The sequence below is a fragment of the Williamsia deligens genome (genome assembly GCF_024171765.1).
Classification (GTDB): Bacteria; Actinomycetota; Actinomycetes; order Mycobacteriales; family Mycobacteriaceae; genus Williamsia_A; species Williamsia_A deligens.
In genome coordinates, this window is sequence record NZ_JAMTCI010000002.1 from 441,666 (window position 1) to 457,499 (window position 15,834).

Annotated in this window: 14 protein-coding genes; 4 read left to right on the forward strand and 10 right to left on the reverse strand. The window is 71.2% G+C overall.

Going from position 1 to position 15,834, the window contains the following annotated elements:
- The first annotated feature begins 122 nt into the window (after window positions 1–122).
- Complete coding sequence (locus LX14_RS16345; RefSeq protein WP_253648384.1) at window positions 123–1,190, forward strand: alpha/beta hydrolase; 1,068 nt, start codon at window positions 123–125, stop codon at window positions 1,188–1,190.
- Window positions 1,187–2,572, forward strand: a complete 1,386-nt coding sequence (gene mtr / locus LX14_RS16350; RefSeq protein WP_253648385.1) for a mycothione reductase — start codon at window positions 1,187–1,189, stop codon at window positions 2,570–2,572. The genes LX14_RS16345 and mtr overlap by 4 nt, the downstream gene beginning before the upstream one ends.
- 29 nt (window positions 2,573–2,601) lie before the next feature.
- Here the strand turns inward: mtr and LX14_RS16355 are convergent, their stop codons facing one another.
- From LX14_RS16355 to dxr, 9 genes are all read right to left on the reverse strand, one after another.
- A complete protein-coding gene (locus LX14_RS16355; RefSeq protein ID WP_253648386.1) occupies window positions 2,602–3,939 on the reverse strand; it encodes a carboxylesterase family protein in 1,338 nt (445 codons plus the stop codon).
- Window positions 3,933–4,757, reverse strand: coding sequence for an alpha/beta fold hydrolase (locus tag LX14_RS16360; protein WP_253648387.1), 825 nt, complete (start codon window positions 4,755–4,757; stop codon window positions 3,933–3,935). The genes LX14_RS16355 and LX14_RS16360 overlap by 7 nt, the downstream gene beginning before the upstream one ends.
- A 62-nt stretch (window positions 4,758–4,819) precedes the next feature.
- Window positions 4,820–6,358, reverse strand: a complete 1,539-nt coding sequence (locus LX14_RS16365; protein ID WP_253648388.1) for a cobyric acid synthase — start codon at window positions 6,356–6,358, stop codon at window positions 4,820–4,822.
- Between the two features lie 7 nt (window positions 6,359–6,365).
- The gene (gene map / locus LX14_RS16370) at window positions 6,366–7,229 is read right to left on the reverse strand and encodes a type I methionyl aminopeptidase (RefSeq protein ID WP_253648389.1); all 864 of its coding nucleotides are present in this window, start codon (window positions 7,227–7,229) and stop codon (window positions 6,366–6,368) included.
- A 23-nt stretch (window positions 7,230–7,252) separates the two neighbouring features.
- Window positions 7,253–9,094 carry a penicillin-binding transpeptidase domain-containing protein gene (locus LX14_RS16375; RefSeq protein ID WP_253648390.1) on the reverse strand — a complete coding sequence of 614 codons (1,842 nt, stop codon included), beginning with the start codon at window positions 9,092–9,094 and terminating at the stop codon, window positions 7,253–7,255.
- Window positions 9,095–9,192: 98 nt separating this feature from the next.
- Entirely contained in the window at window positions 9,193–10,029 is an 837-nt protein-coding gene (locus LX14_RS16380; protein ID WP_253648391.1) for a GNAT family N-acetyltransferase, read from the reverse strand.
- 81 nt (window positions 10,030–10,110) lie between these two features.
- Window positions 10,111–11,307, reverse strand: a complete 1,197-nt coding sequence (ispG, locus tag LX14_RS16385; protein ID WP_253648392.1) for a flavodoxin-dependent (E)-4-hydroxy-3-methylbut-2-enyl-diphosphate synthase — start codon at window positions 11,305–11,307, stop codon at window positions 10,111–10,113.
- A 12-nt stretch (window positions 11,308–11,319) separates the two neighbouring features.
- On the reverse strand, window positions 11,320–12,534 hold the full coding sequence (locus tag LX14_RS16390; protein WP_253648393.1) for a M50 family metallopeptidase: 1,215 nt from the start codon (window positions 12,532–12,534) through the stop codon (window positions 11,320–11,322).
- Between the two features lie 39 nt (window positions 12,535–12,573).
- Window positions 12,574–13,749 (reverse strand): 1-deoxy-D-xylulose-5-phosphate reductoisomerase, encoded by a 1,176-nt coding sequence (dxr, locus tag LX14_RS16395; RefSeq protein ID WP_253648586.1) that lies wholly within the window; start codon window positions 13,747–13,749, stop codon window positions 12,574–12,576.
- A gap of 167 nt (window positions 13,750–13,916) precedes the next feature.
- Here dxr and LX14_RS16400 point away from each other — a divergent pair, with 167 nt between their 5' ends.
- The gene (locus LX14_RS16400; RefSeq protein WP_253648394.1) at window positions 13,917–14,210 is read left to right on the forward strand and encodes a DUF2631 domain-containing protein; all 294 of its coding nucleotides are present in this window, start codon (window positions 13,917–13,919) and stop codon (window positions 14,208–14,210) included.
- Between the two features lie 18 nt (window positions 14,211–14,228).
- Here LX14_RS16400 and rlmN read toward each other — a convergent pair whose 3' ends face one another.
- The gene (rlmN, locus tag LX14_RS16405) at window positions 14,229–15,338 is read right to left on the reverse strand and encodes a dual-specificity RNA methyltransferase RlmN (RefSeq protein WP_253648395.1); all 1,110 of its coding nucleotides are present in this window, start codon (window positions 15,336–15,338) and stop codon (window positions 14,229–14,231) included.
- 127 nt (window positions 15,339–15,465) lie between these two features.
- On the opposite strand from rlmN, the gene LX14_RS16410 reads away from it, so the two are divergent.
- Window positions 15,466–15,819, forward strand: a complete 354-nt coding sequence (locus tag LX14_RS16410; protein ID WP_253648396.1) for a LapA family protein — start codon at window positions 15,466–15,468, stop codon at window positions 15,817–15,819.
- Window positions 15,820–15,834: the final 15 nt, after the last annotated feature.

Sequence of the window (15,834 nt, forward strand, 5' to 3'; positions counted from 1 at the left end):
TCGGTGATTGTCCACCCCGGGCCGGGTCGCAGACCATCCACCTGTGGGCGATTCCGCAGGTGTGATCGGTCACCATCTCCTCGTCGCGGGCGCGACGGGGACCGGTGTCTACAGTTGGCCCGGTGACCTCGGTGCACTGGGACCCCGACCTGCTCGGTGACGGATTCACCGCCACCACCGTCGACCTCGGGGCCGATCCCGACGGCGAGACCCCGGTCGTCGCCACGGTGATCCGCCATCGCCCCGACCCCACCCCGCCGACAGGTCAGGCCCCCCGTGCGGCTGTCCTCTACGTGCACGGCTTCACCGACTACTTCTTCCAGGCCCCTCTCGCCGAGGCGTTCGCGGCGACGGGGTTCGACTTCTTCGCGCTCGACCTGCGCAAGTGCGGCCGCTCGCGACGGGACGGCCAGACGCCGCACCACATCACCGACCTGGCGACCTACGACGCGGATCTGAACGCAGCCCTCGACATCGTCGAGGCCGAGACCGGCGGGGCGCCGGTCGTGGTCGCCGCGCACTCCACCGGTGGGCTCATCACCCCGCTGTGGCTGGACCGCCTGCGCCGCACCGACCCCGTCCGACACGCCCGCGTGGCCGGACTGGCCCTCAACAGCCCGTGGTTCGACCTCCAGGGCGCGCCGGCGCTGCGCTCCTACGGCACCCTCCTCGTCCACGCGGTGGCGGCGGTCGCGCCGACGCGGGAGATCCCCCAGCGGCTCCCCGGCGGGTACGGCGAGAGCCTGCACGTCTCGGCCCACGGTGAGTGGGAGTACGACCTCGACCTCAAGCCCCTCGGCGGGTTCCCGGTGACCTTCGGGTTCCTGTCCGCGGTCCGACGCGGCCACGCGACGCTGCACCGCGGGATCGACGTGGGCGTCCCGTCGCTGGTCCTGCGATCGGACCGATCGGTGCTCGGCGGTCCCTACCGTGCCGAGATCGACTCCGCCGACGCCGTTCTCGACGTCGCCCAGATCGCGCGGTGGAGCGGATGCCTGGGCAACCGGGTCACCGTCGTCCCCGTCCCCGGCGCCCGGCACGACGTCTTCCTGTCGCGCTCCCCCGCCCGCGACATCGCCTACGCCGAGCTGACCGACTGGCTGGCCAGGGCGACCCCCACCCTCTCGTCCCGTCGGTCGGTGCACGCACCGTCGACGGGATCCGCACCATCGTCAGGAGCTTCTTCATGACCGTCGTCGACCTCGCCGTGATCGGTTCGGGCAGTGGCAACTCCATCGTCGACAGCAGGTTCGACGACTGGTCGGTGGTCATCGCCGACCAGGGCGTCTTCGGCGGCACCTGCCTCAACGTCGGGTGCATCCCGTCGAAGATGTTCGTCTACGCCGGTGAGGTGGCGACGACGATCGCCGAGTCCTCGCAGTACGGGATCGACGCCCACGTCGACGACGTCCGCTGGCGCGACATCGTCACCCGGGTGTTCGGACGCATCGACCCGATCTCGCAGGGAGGCCTGGACTACCGCGAGAACCGGTGCGACAACGTCACGGTGGTCCGCTCGCACGTCCGCTTCGACGGACGCACCGACGACGGCTACCGCCTCACCGCCGACGACGGCACGGAGGTGATCGCGCGCCGGGTGGTGATCGCCGCGGGGTCGCGCCCTGTCATCCCGCCCGCGATCGCGGATTCCGGTGTCCCGTACCACACCAACGACGACATCATGCGGCTCGCGAACCTGCCGGAGCGGCTGCTCGTGATCGGCGGCGGGTACATCGCCGCCGAGATGGCGCACGTGTTCGGGTCGCTCGGGTCGCACGTCACGATGATCGTCCGCGGCGACCACCTCCTGCGGGCCCACGACGAGGACATCGCCGCCCGCTACACCGAGATCGCCCGGGAGCGTCACGACGTGCGCACCGGCGTGGAGGTCACCCGGGCTCGCCTCGGCGACGAGGGTGCGGTGATCCTCGAGCTGTCGGACGGCTCGTCGGTCACCGGCGACGCGATCCTGGTCGCGACCGGCCGCAAGCCCAACGGCGACGGTCTCGCCCTGGACACGATCGGCGTCGAGCTCGACGACGCGGGACGCGTCGAGTGCGACAGCCACGGCAGGACCGCGGCGCGGGACGTGTGGACGCTGGGCGACGTCAGCTCTCCGTACCAGCTCAAGCACGTCGCGAACGCCGAGGCGCGGGTGGTGCAGGCCAACCTCGAGCGCGACTGGGATGCCGACGACCTCGACACCTTCCCGCACGACGTCGTCCCGTCGGCCGTCTTCACCCACCCGCAGATCGCCGCCGTGGGTCTCACCGAGAAGCAGGCGCGCGAGCAGGGCATCGACATCACGGTCAAGGTCCAGGCGTACGGCGACGTCGCCTACGGCTGGGCGATGGAGGACACCACCGGGCTGTGCAAGGTGATCGCCGAGCGCGGGACGGGCCGCATCGTCGGCACCCACATCCTCGGCCCGCAGGCGCCCACGGTCATCCAGCCTGTCGTGCAGGCGATGTCGTTCGGCCTCGACGCCCACACGATGGCCCGCGGTCAGTACTGGATCCACCCGGCGATGCCCGAGGTGCTCGAGAACGCGCTGCTCGGACTCGACATCTGACCCGCCCCCTCCTGGGCGGTCGCGGCCGCTCAGGGGAGGTCGACGTGGTCGCCGACGTCCGGGACACGCCCCGTGCGTGCGACATCGGCCCAGTGGCGGCGCATCATCGGACCGTGCTGGCGCAGGGCGGCGTCTGGGTCGTCCCCGAGCATCGGTGCCCGCGACCACGCGTCGTCGGCACCCATCAGGAACGGCAGTTCCACGCTGTGGCAGGCGCCCTCGGCGAATCCCGCCGCGCGCCAGGCGAACCGGTACGTCTGTGCCGACCCGCCCGCGGCACGGTGATCCCCGGCGACGCGACGTGCGGGCCCGGAGAACACGCGTCGGGTGATGCCGCGGGTGATGAGCGATCGTGCGGGGCGTCCCACGACGGGCAGTCCGGCGATGCGGGCCAGCGGTGGGACGAGGTCGACGTAGGGCGAGCCGTCGTCGGCGGCCCACCCGACGACCATCGCGACGCCCGGTGCCGCCGAGGCCCGATGCGCGATCGCCTGCCCGCGGGTCGGCAGGGGCGCATGGCCGTACAGCGGACCGTAGGCGACCCCGGCACCCGGGTGTCCCTGCGCCGCGGACAGGGCGGCGACGTGCGCCGCCAGGACGTCGTCGACGGACAGGCCGGCCGGGTCGTCGCCGAGCGCCTCCGACGCCGCCGCGGACATCGCCGCCGTCATGGCGTCGACGTCGCGCCGGATGTCGAAGGGACCGCTCTGGAGGATGACACCGGACAGCATGTCGGTGACCTCCTCGAGCCCCATCAGGGCGTACAGCGCGTCCGCGCCGGCGGAATGCCCCATCGCCGTGATGCGGTCCGGGTCACCGCCGAACGCGGCGATGGTCGAGTGAACCCAGCGCAGCGCAGCCAGGATGTCGGAGAGCCCGAGGTTCGCCGGGGCGACCCCGTCGATCGGCAGGAAGCCGAGGATGCCGAGTCGGTAGGTCACCGACACCACCACCACGTCCTGTTCCGCGACCATCGCGGTGAAGTCGTGGGCGACCGCCTCGCCGCCCCCGGAGACGTACGCGCCCCCGTGGATCCACACGATCACCGGGCGCGCCGGCTGGGCGGGGTCCGCGTTCTCCGGGGTGTGGAGTGCGAAGACCGACAGGACGAGGCAGTCCTCGGACTGCTCGAGCTCGTCGGCGACAGGCCCTGTGACCGAGGCCAGCCGCGACACGATCTGCGGGCACGCCGGGCCCGGTCGCGTCGCGTCGACGACCTCGTCGGTCCGGACGACGGGTTCGCACGGCGCGAACCGTTCTGCTCGGGCGTACCGCACCCCGGACGCGTGCAGGACCCCACCCGCGACGCGGACACGGAACCGCCCGGCCGGTGCGTCGACGACCGTGGTGTCCGCCGGAGTCACCATGTGGAGGAGCGCAGCGCGATCTCACTCGCGAGCGAGGCCGCGGCGTTCTGCGGCACCCAGTGGTCGACGCCGTGGAGCTCGGAGAAGCGGTAGTCGGAGTAGACGAACCGGCCGCTGGCCTCCGCCTGGGCACGGCCGAGTGCGGGGTCGCCGTCACTCCACACCATCGTGGTGGGGACCTCCACCGGAGGGCACGCCAGGTTCCCCGCGATGTCGCCGGTGAAGTTGGCGCGGTACCAGTTCAGGGCACCGGTCAGCGTCGGCCGGTGCAGCAGCGGCAGGACCGAGTCGTCGGGGACGAGTGCACACAGGCGCGCACCGTCGTCGGCGAGAAGGGTGTCCTCGGCCGACGGGTCGATGAACCCGGGGATGTACGACGACCGGCGGCGCTGGTCGTCATCGTGCGAGAGGGAGCCCGCGATGGCCGACGGGTGGCCGACGCTGGCGGCGACGAGGCCGGTCAGGCGTTCCGGGTGCCGTCCCGCGAGGTGCCAGGCCACCAGCGCACCCCAGTCGTGCCCGACGGCCAGGGCGTAGTGGACGCCCACGGCGTCGAGGATTCCGATGGCGTCGTCGACGAGATGCGCGATGCCGTACGCCTGCACCTCGGTCGGCTGTGCGCCCGGTGAGTACCCGCGCTGGTCGGGCACGATCGTGCGCAGACCGGACTCGTGCAGACGAGCCACGACACCGTCGTAACACGTTCCGACATTGGGGAATCCGTGCAGCAGCAGGACCGCGGGACCGGTGGGCGGGCCGCCGGTGCGGACGGTGAAGTCGAGGTCACCGACGGTCACGGTCTGGGTCTGTACGTCCATCGCGGTCAGCCTACGTCGGCGCAGGCGGTGACGGCGGGGGTCCGCCGAGGTGTCACCGGCCCTCAGCCGATGACGGTGGTGTGCACGGTGGACGCGCTGCGCGGCGGACCGTCGGTGATCAGCGCGTCGACGGCGTCGAGGTCGAGATGCTCGTCGACGGCGTCGGCGAGCCGGTCGAGTTGGGCGACACGCGCCGCCTCGACGTCGGTGTCCGGGGCGACGCGGAAATCCGCACGCCGGGCGGCGGTGGCGACCTCGTCGAGCAGGACACGACGGGCGTCGTCGTTCGCGAGCAACCCGTGCCAGTGGGTGCCCCAGACCGCCTCGCCGACACTGCCTTCGGGACCGTGGTCGTCGTCGACCAACAAGGGCCTGTGCCCGTTGTCGACGACGCGCCCGTGGTGGATCTCATAGCCCTGCACGCGGTGGGTCCCCCACGTGCCGGTCACCGGGCGGACGGTCTTCTCCTGCTCGAACCGGATCGTCAGGTCGAGGATGCCCAGGCCGTCGACCACACGGGCACCGCTCCCCGTCCCCGACGACTCGACGCCGTCGACGATGGTCTCGCCGAGCATCTGGTAGCCACCGCAGATCCCGACGATCGGCCGGTGGTGCCGCGCCCGGTCGAGCAGGGCGCGGTCGAGGCCACGCCGCCGCAGCCACGCGAGGTCGTCCACCGTCGCCCGGGTCCCGGGGAGCACGGCGAGGTCGGCCGCGGCGACGCTGGCGATGTCGTCGACCCAGCGCACGTCGACGCCCGGTTCACACGCCAGGGCCTCCAGATCGGTCGAGTTCGACAGGCGCGGCAGGCGGATCGCCGCGACCGACAGACGATCGCCGCCGACCGCCGGGGTCGACGGTCCGATCGGACGTCCGATGGGCGACGACAGGGAGTCCTCGGCGTCGAGCCAGAGATCGTCGAGCCAGGGCAGCACGCCCAGCGTGGGCCGCCCGGTCCGCTCGGCGAGCGCGTCGAGTCCCGGCTGCAGGATCGACCGGGCGCCACGGAACTTGTTGACGACGAACCCGGCCACCAGGCGCTGGTCGGCGTCGGACAATGCGGCCATCGTCCCGAGCAGATGGGCCAGCACTCCCCCGCGGTCGATGTCGCCGACGACGAGCACCCCGATGTCGGCCGCGGTCGCGAGCCCCATGTTGGCGATGTCGGTGTCGCGCAGGTTGATCTCGGCGACCGAGCCGGCACCCTCGCAGACGACGACGTCGTAATCCGCACGCAGCGAGGCCAGTTCGGTGTTCACCACGTCGGCGAGGGCGGCCCGTCGATCGTGGTAGTCGGCCGCGCCGATCCACCCGTCCGGTCGTCCGCGCACGACGACCGCCGAGCGGCTGTCGCTGCCGGGTTTGAGCAGGACCGGGTTGAAGCGCGTCGAGGGCTCGAGGCCGCAGGCCTGCGCCTGCATCCCCTGCGCGCGTCCGATCTCACCGCCGTCGGCGGTGACGACGGAGTTGTTCGACATGTTCTGGGCCTTGAACGGGGCCACCGCGACGCCCCGACGTGCCAGCGACCGACACAGTCCTGCCACGACGAGACTCTTGCCGGCGTCGGAGGTCGTGCCCCCGACGAGCACCGCACCACGCATCGACGCCCTACTCGGACGGCAGGGTGAGGATCTCCGCGCCGTCCTCGGTGACCACCAGGGTGTGCTCGAACTGTGCGGTCCACTTCCGGTCCCGGGTGACGACGGTCCAGCCGTCGTCCCAGATCTCGTACGGCAGCGACCCGATGTTGATCATCGGCTCGATGGTGAACACCATGCCGGGTTCCAACACGGTGTCGACGTTGGGCTGGTCGTAGTGCAGGACGACGAGTCCGTTGTGGAAGGTCTCGCCGATGCCGTGCCCGGTGAAGTCGCGGACGACGCTGTAGCCGAAGCGGTTCGCGTACGCCTCGATCACCCGACCGACCACGTTGAGTTCGCGACCCGCGCGCACGGCCTTGATGGCGCGCATCGTCGCGGTGTGGGTGCGCTCGACGAGGTCGCGGTTCTCCTGGCTCACGTCGCCGGCGAGGAACGTGGCGTTGGTGTCCCCGTGGACACCGTCGATGTAGGCGGTGACGTCGATGTTGACGATGTCGCCGTCCTCGATCACCGTCGAGTCCGGGATCCCGTGGCAGATCACCTCGTTCAGCGAGGTGCAGCACGACTTCGGGAAGCCGCGGTAGCCCAGCGTCGACGGGTACGCGCCGTGATCGACCATGTACTCGTGGGCGATGCGGTCGAGGTGGTCGGTCGTGACGCCGGGGGCGACGGCCTTGCCCGCCTCGGCGAGCGCGTCGGCGGCGATACGTCCTGCGACCCGCATCTTCTCGATGGTCTCCGGCGTCTGCACCCACGGCTCGTTGCCCTCGTTCACCGTCGGGCGCCACGCGTACTCGGGCCGCGGGATGGAGGAGGGCACCGGCAGCGTCGGGGAGACGACGCCGGGCGCCAGGGCGGTGCGAACAGACATGTCGCCCAGCTTATCGCGCGCGATCAGCGCGGGTCCGCGAGGAAATCCGTGGGCAGGTCGGCGAAGAAGTCGCGGGTCACGCCGACGGCGTTGTCGGAACTCGCGCCCAGCACCACCAGGGTGGCGAAGGCCAGATCGCCCCGGTAGCCGGCGAACCACGCGTGCGACCCGCCGGGGACCTCGGCCTCCCCCGTCTTGCCGAACACCTCGCCCTGGTCCTTGATGCGGTCGGCGGTGCCGTCCTCGACGACCTGGCGCATCATCGGCCGCAGGTTGGTGATCACGGCGGGGTCGATCGTCGGGTGCGGTCCGCTCACCGTCGTCGCCCGGTCGAGGATGAGCTGCGGCACCGGGGTCGACCCGTGGGCGACGGTGGCCGCCACCATCGCCAGGCCGAACGGACTGGTGAGGACCTTGCCCTGACCGAAGCCGTCCTCCGTGCGTTGGATGAGGTCGGGTGCGATGGGCACGGACCCGGAGTCGACGGGGATGCCGGGGATGTCGTAGTGCGGGCCGATGCCCATCCTCGCGGCCGCCGCGGCGAGGTCCGACGGGCCCATCTCACTGGCGAGCTTGGCGAAGGTGGTGTTGCAGGACTTCGCGAACGCGGTCTGCAACGGCACGGTGCCGAGCGCGAACTCGTCGTAGTTCGGGATCGTGCGGGGTCCGATCGTGACCGTCCCCGGACACCCGACCATCGTCGACGGCTTCGCCAGCCCCGTGCCGATCGCCGCGGCCGACGTCACCATCTTGAAGGTCGACCCCGGGGGGTAGAGACCGATCGTGGCCAGCGGGCCGTCGGCGTCCGCCATGCGGTTCTGGGCGATCGCGAGGATGCGACCCGTCGAGGGCTGCACCACCACCATCATCGTCTTGAACCGGGAGGCCGCGTCGACCGCGCGCTGGGCCGCGGTCTGCACCTGGCGCGACAGGCTGATCGCGACCGACGGTGACGGTGCCGGGTCCACCTCGGCGAGCACCCCGGCGGTCGCGCCGTTCGGGTTGAGCGACACCACGCGCCACCCGGACTTGCCGTCGAGATCGGACGCGACCTGCTTCTTGATCTGCGTCATCAGGTCGGGGGCGAAGGTGGGATCGGTGGGCACGAGGTCGGCCTGGTCGGAGGCGGTGACCCCCGGGATGGCGGCCAACTGGTCGCTGACCTGGTCGTACTGGTCGCGACGCAGGGTCATCACGACGTATTCGCCGGACCGCGCGGTGGACTCCTCGGCGATGGCCTGCGGGTCCACCGTCGGGTCGAATCGCCGCAGCACGTCGGCGAGGCTCGTGGCGGAGTCGGCCGCGGTCGACGTCTGCGCCGCCGTCGACGCGGTCAACCCCACCCGGTACACCGATCCGGGGACCAGCACCGACGACCCGTCCGACTCGTTGACCGACCCGACGGGCGCCGTGATCGTCTGCAGCGACATCCGTTGTGTCGCACCGAGGTCCGGGTGGATGTCGGTGGACGTCCACCGCACCCGCCACCCGTCGTCGGTGCGGGCCATGTCGAGGCGGCCGTCGTAGGTCCAGGTCGCCTTCCGCGGCAACGCCCACGACCAGCGGACGTCGACGGTGGCGGTGTCGCCGTCGACGCGACTGCGACCCACGTCGGTGCGCAACCCGTCCGCCTGCAGGCCGCTCCAGGCGGCGTCGAGATCGGTGCGGGCCTGACCGGGGGTGTCGGTCTGTGCGGCCGCCGCGTCGAGTCGGCGGTCGGCGACGACCCCGAGGAACGACGACGCCGCCGCGCGGGGCCCGTCGTCGGTCGTGGAGCAGGCCACCGCGAGGGGTACGCAGACGGCTGCCGCCACCAGCACGGTCAGCACCCGCACCCGTGTGGTCGCCCGTCGTGTTCTCGTCATCGCGCCTGCGATGCTAGGGCCCGGGTGACCCGGTTCCGGGATGCCACGCAGCGCGCGGACCTGTGAAGTGGGTGAGAGCGCCCTGATCGACGAGGGTGTCAGTCCACCAGGACGGTGGCGAAGGCGCCCACCTCGGTGAGCCCGACCCGCCGGTAGATCTGACGCGCCGGGCCGTTGAAGTCGTTCACGTAGAGGCTCGACACCCGTCCCTGCGCGGCGATCGCGGCGACCACCGCAGCGGTACCGGCGGCACCGAGCCCACGCCCCCGCTTGTGTTCGGCGGTCCACACACCCTGGATCTGGCCGACCCGCGACGACATCGACCCGATCTCGGCCTTGAACACCACCTCGCCGCCTTCGAATCGTGCGAACGCTCGGCCCGACGAGATGAGGGCGGCGATCCGACGTCGATAGGACCGGCCACCGTCACCGGCGCACGGGTCCACGCCGACCTCACCGCGGAACATCTCGACGGCCGCGGGGAGATAGGCGTCGATCTCGGAGAGACGTACCCGACGGACCCGCGGATCCGGCGCGATGGCGGGTGGCCCCGACACGGCGAGCAGCGGCTGGCGGTCCCGGATCTCGCGGGCCGGGCCCCACTCCTGACAGGCGTGCTCCCAGAACGGCAGGACGTACTCGGCGCGGCCGACGACCGACGAGCAGTGCCGCGGCGAGCGGATCGCACGGGCCGCGAACGAGGCCATGTCGGCGGCGTCACCGAGGAGCGGGATGAGGTTGGCGCCCGAGAAGCACAGAGACGTGGCGGGGTCCCCGGCGGTCCACAGTTCGCCACCGAGCATCCTCGGCGCGAGCCCGTGTTCCTCGACGCGGGCGGCCACCATGCACATCGCGACGGGGTCGCTCTCGAGCGCACGCGTCACCGCGGGCGCGTCACGCGCACCGAGTGGCTTGTCGCCCACCAGCTTCAGCACCGTCTCTCCTGGCCGACCGGGTGCGGACCGTCTCGCCGGTCGGCGGGGCGGAAGGGGGTCACCGGGTGGGTCGCGCGTCGGCTATCCGACGCTGACGACCGGAGACCCGGCGGTGGTCCCCTCGCCAGTGTCCCCTGTTTCCTCGGCGATGCGTAGGGCTTCCTCGATCAGGGTCTCGACGATCTGCGCCTCGGGCACGGTCTTGATGACCTCGCCCTTCACGAAGATCTGTCCCTTGCCGTTGCCCGACGCCACACCGAGGTCGGCGTCGCGGGCCTCGCCCGGGCCATTGACGACGCACCCCATGACCGCGACCCGCAGCGGGATGTCCATGCCCTCGAGCCCGGCGGAGACCTGGTCGGCGAGGGAGTACACGTCGACCTGCGCACGACCGCACGACGGGCAGGACACGATCTCGAGCTTGCGGGGCCGCAGGTTCAGCGACTGCAGGATCTGGTCGCCGACCTTCACCTCCTCGGCGGGCGGCGCCGAGAGGGACACGCGGATGGTGTCGCCGATGCCGTCGGCCAGGAGCGAGCCGAACGCGACCGCCGACTTGATGGTGCCCTGGAAGGCCGGTCCCGCCTCGGTGACACCGAGATGCAGGGGGTAGTCGCTCTGGGCGGCGAGCTGCCGGTAGGCCTCGACCATGATCACCGGGTCGTTGTGTTTGACCGAGATCTTGATGTCGCCGTAGCCGTGCTCCTCGAACAGGCTCGCCTCCCACAGCGCCGACTCGACGAGTGCCTCGGGGGTGGCCCGTCCGTACTTCGCGAGCAGGCGGGGATCCAGCGACCCGGCGTTCACGCCGATGCGGATGGGGATGCCGGCGTCCTTCGCGGCGAGGGCGACGTCCTTGACGCGGCCGTCGAACTCCTTGATGTTGCCGGGGTTCACGCGCACTGCCGCACAGCCGGCCTCGATCGCCGCGAAGATGTACCGCGGCTGGAAGTGGATGTCGGCGATGACCGGGATCTGGCTCTTCCTCGCGATCGTCGCGAGGGCGTCGGCGTCCTCCTGACGTGGGCACGCGACGCGGACGATGTCGCATCCCGACGCGGTCAGCTGCGCGATCTGCTGCAGCGTGGCGTTGATGTCGTGGGTCTTCGTGGTGGTCATCGACTGCACCGAGATGGGGTGGTCGCTGCCGACGCCGACCGACCCGACCATGATCTGCCGGGTCTTCCGCCGCGGGGCGAGCACCGGCGGTGGCGGTGCGGGCATGCCGAGACCGATTGTCGGGGCCGAGTTCTCGGCGTTCGTGTTCCCGGAGGTCATCGAGGTCACCTTCTAGAAGAGCTTGAGCGGATTGACGATGTCGGCGGTCAGGGTGAGGACCATGTAGGACCCCATCACCGCGAGCACCGCATAGGTGGCGGGCATGAGCTTGAGGTAGTCGACGGGCCCGGCGCGGCTCATCCCGAGGCGTCGACGGATGGTGTCGCGGATCTTCTCGTATCCGACGATGGCCATGTGCCCGCCGTCGAGCGGGAGCAGTGGCACGAGGTTGAACAGGCCGAGGAAGAAGTTGATGCTCACCAGCAGCAGCACGAACGTCTGCCACAGGCCGCGTTCGGCGGCCTGTCCCCCGATGACCGTCGCGCCCAGCACGCTGACCGGGGTGTCGGCGGCGCGTTCGCCACCGGTGACCGCGGTCCACAGCGCCCCGACCTTCTGCGGCAGCGCGATCAGCGAGTCCCAGGTGGCGTGGGCGAGCTGGCCGGTGAAGACCACCGCTCCGGGGACGGCGCCGACGACGCTGAAGTCCTTGTGGGAGGTCTGCGGGTAGGAGATGCCGATCTGGCGGACGGTCAGCGGTGCGTCGAGACCGGTGCCCGTGCCGGGCTGGTAGGTGACCGTGTCCGGCGTGATCTGTACCTGCCGGACGACGCCGTCCCTGCGGATCGCGAGATCGAGCGGACCCGAGGAGTACCGGACGAGTGGCGTCATCTGGGCGGCGGTCGTGACGTTCGCGCCGTTCACCGAGAGGATCTGGTCACCGGGGAGCAGACCCGCGGCCGCGGCGGGCCCGGTCCCGGTGCACGGTGAGGAGGTCCCGTCACCGGCGATGGTCGACGAGACGCAGTCCGTGGTCGCGACCTTCGCGGGCGGCGGTGGCGCGTTCAGGTTCGGCAACCCCCACCCGATGGCGAGGATGACGATGAGGACGAACCCCAGGATGAAGTTCTGGGCCGGTCCGGCGAGCAACACGACCAGCCGCTTCCACGCCTTCTGCCGGAACATGGCGCGGTCGGCGTGTTCGGGTGCGACCTCGTCGTAGGTGGTCATCCCGGCGATGTCGCAGAAACCACCCAGCGGGATCGCCTTGATGCCGTACTCGGTGTCCCCGCGCCGCGTCGACCACAGGGTGGGGCCGAAGCCGACGAAGTACCGCCGGACGACCATGCCGGTGCGCTGCGCGGCCCACATGTGGCCGCACTCGTGCCATGCGATGGACAGCAGCAGTCCGAGCGCGAACACGACCACGCCGATGATGAAGCCCACCTGCCCGTGTCCTCCTGCCCGAGTTCGCCGTGGGTGGGATCAGCGCGACTGCGCCGCCACCAGGTCCTCCGCGCTGCGCCGCGCCCATGCGTCGGCTGCGAGGACGTCGTCCACGGTACCCGGTTCCCGCGACCACTCGTCGGCTCGCTCGAGGACGTCGGACACGATCCCGACGATGCGCGGGAACGTGATGGCGCCGTCGAGGAAGGCCTGCGCAGAGATCTCGTTCGCCGCGTTGAACACGCAGGTCAGCGAGCCACCCCGCGTCCCGGCCGCACGGGCGAGGTCGATCGCGGGGAACACCTCGGCGTCGACGGGCTCGAACGTCCACTGCGACGCGGTGGTGAAGTCGCAGGCGCTCGACGCGCCCGGGACCCGGTCGGGCCAGCCCAGGGCCAGCGCGATGGGCAGTTTCATCGACGGCGGTGAGGCCTTGGCGATGGTGGCGCCGTCGACGAAGGTGACCATCGAGTGCACGATCGACTGCGGGTGCACGGTGACGTCGATGCGGTCGTACGGGACATCGAACAGCAGGTGCGCCTCGACCACCTCGAGCGCCTTGTTCACCAGCGTCGCCGAGTTCAGGGTGATCATCGGACCCATCGACCAGGTGGGGTGCTTGCCGGCCTGCTCGGGGGTGACGTCGGCGACCTGCTCGGCCGTCCACCCGCGGAAGGGCCCGCCGGACGCGGTCACGACGAGCCGCTCCACCTCGGCGGCCGTCCCCGACCGCAGGCACTGCGCGATCGCGGAGTGCTCGGAGTCCACCGGGACGATCTGACCGGGCGCGGCGGCGGCCAGGACCAGCGATCCCCCGGCGACGAGTGATTCCTTGTTGGCCAGGGCCAGCTGAGCACCGGAGGCCAGGGCGGCCAGGGTGGGACGGAGGCCGAGCGAGCCCACGACCCCGTTGAGGACGACATCGGCGGGGACGTCGCCGACGAGGTCGACGAGGGCGTTCGCGCCGCTGCGGACCGGCCCGCGGGCGAGTGGACCGCCGTCGAGGAGTGCGTCGAGACGGCGGGCGGCGGACGGGTCGGCGATCGCCACCCTGTCCGAGGCCACCCCCGTCGCCGCCATCTGCTCGGCGACGAGCTGCGGGTTCGACCCGCCGGCGGCCAGCGCGACGACCTCGAACCGCTCGGGGTGCTCGGCGACGACCTCGAGGGCCTGCACCCCGATCGACCCCGTCGAGCCGAGGATCGTGACCCGGATGCGGCGCCCGTCCGACGGCGTGGTCGACGGGGTGGTCGACGGGGAGCCCGGCGGGCGCGGGGGTGATGGCACGACGGTCATTGTGCCCCCCGATATGCTGTGGCTACTACACGCCATCGTTGACGGCGCCGCGCCGCGTGGCCGGTGCGGGAGATCCAGGAGGAACCGTGGCCGACACCGAGATCGCCCAGACCGACGACCACTCGCACGAGGTGCAGGTCGTCGACACCGGTTGGCGTCGCGAGCCCACGGACGCGCCGTCGGCGAGGTTCGGGTGGCACGGTGAGTCGAAGACCGCGATGCGCATCGCGGGCTGGATCTCCGGTCTGGCGCTGCTGGCGATGATCATCGGCAACCACAAGGGTCACGTCGAGGACCTGTACCTCATCGGCGTCACCGCCGTGCTGTGGTTCGTCCTGCTCCGCGACCTCGTGCTCTCGCGCGGCAAGTGGAAGAACTGACCCAGAGTCTTCTGGGTCTCACCCTTCTGCGGCGAGCTGCCCGCACGCGGCAGCGATCTCCTGACCACGGGTGTCCCGCACGGTGCACACCACACCGCCCTCGTTGACCCGGCGGACGAACTCCCGCTCGACGTCCTTGGGCGCGGCGTCCCACTCGCTGCCCGGTGTCGGGTTCAGCGGGATGACGTTGACGTGCACCAGATGTCCGAGGTGCTTGCGCAGGCGACGGGCCAGCAGATCCGCCCGCCACGGCTGATCGTTCACGTCACGGATCAGGGCGTACTCGATCGACACCCGCCGGCCGGACACGTCGGCGTAGTACCGGGCCGATTCCAGCACCTCCTCGACCGACCAGCGGTTGTTCACCGGGACGAGGGTGTCGCGGAGTTCGTCGTCGGGCGTGTGCAGGGACACGGCCAGCCGCACCTGCATCTTCTCGTCGGCGAGACGCCGGATCGCCGGGGCGAGGCCGACCGTCGACACGGTCACCGACCGCTGCGAGATCCCGAGTCCCTCGGGTGCCGGTGCCGTGATGCGGTGCACGGCGTCGCGCACCCGCGTGTAGTTGGCGAGAGGCTCGCCCATGCCCATGAACACCACGTTCGACAGGCGTCGGGCGCCGGTCAGCTCCCCGTCGGCGACGGCACGCGCCGCCGCGCGGACCTGGTCGACGATCTCGGCGGTGGACAGGTTGCGGTCCAACCCGCCCTGGCCGGTCGCACAGAACGGGCAGGCCATCCCGCAGCCCGCCTGACTCGACACGCACACCGTCGTGCGGCCGGAGTACCCCATCAGCACCGACTCAAGCATGGTGCCGTCGTGCAGACGCCACAACGTCTTGCGCGTGGTCCCGTCGTCGCACGCGATGTGCCGCACCGGGGTCATCAAGGTCGGGAACAACGCCTGCGCGACCGCCGCCCGCATCCCCGCAGGCAGATCGGTCATCTCCTCGGGATCGGCGCACAGTCGGCTGTAGTACTGGCGAGCGAGCTGATCGGCACGGAACGTCGGCAGACCCAGGGCGGCGACCGCCTCCCGTCGCCCGGCCTGGTCGAGGTCGGCGAGGTGGGTCGGCGGACGACCCCGTCGGGGTGCGTCGAACACGAGGGGAAGTGCGGGGCCTGCCATACCCGAAACGGTCCCCCACCTGCGCGCAGAAATCCAATCGTCACCGCGGCGGATGCCTGGTCACGATCGGTCACCATCCCCACGCGAGTCGTCGCGCGGCGTGGGGCGACGGTGGATGATGACTGCCATGACGAACCCCCAGTCCTCCGCCGCATCGGACCCCGACCCGACCCGGGACGACGGTCCGCCCGCCCCCCACGGCGACCAGCCCGACTCGGTCAAGCAGGCACTCGCCGAGGTCCGCCACACCCGGACCAAGTCGGCGTGGGTCGGCATCATCGTCGGGGCGATCGTGCTGATCCTGCTCCTGGTCTTCATCCTGCAGAACCTGGACAAGCAGGAGATCCAGCTCTTCTTCTGGCAGGTGAACCTGCCGCAGGGTGTGAGCCTGCTGATCGCCGCCATCGCCGGCGCCCTCATCACCGCCGTCGTGGGCGGCGCGCGGATGTTCCAGGTGCGTCGGGCGGTCCGCAAGGCCTGACCCGTTCCGCCGCGC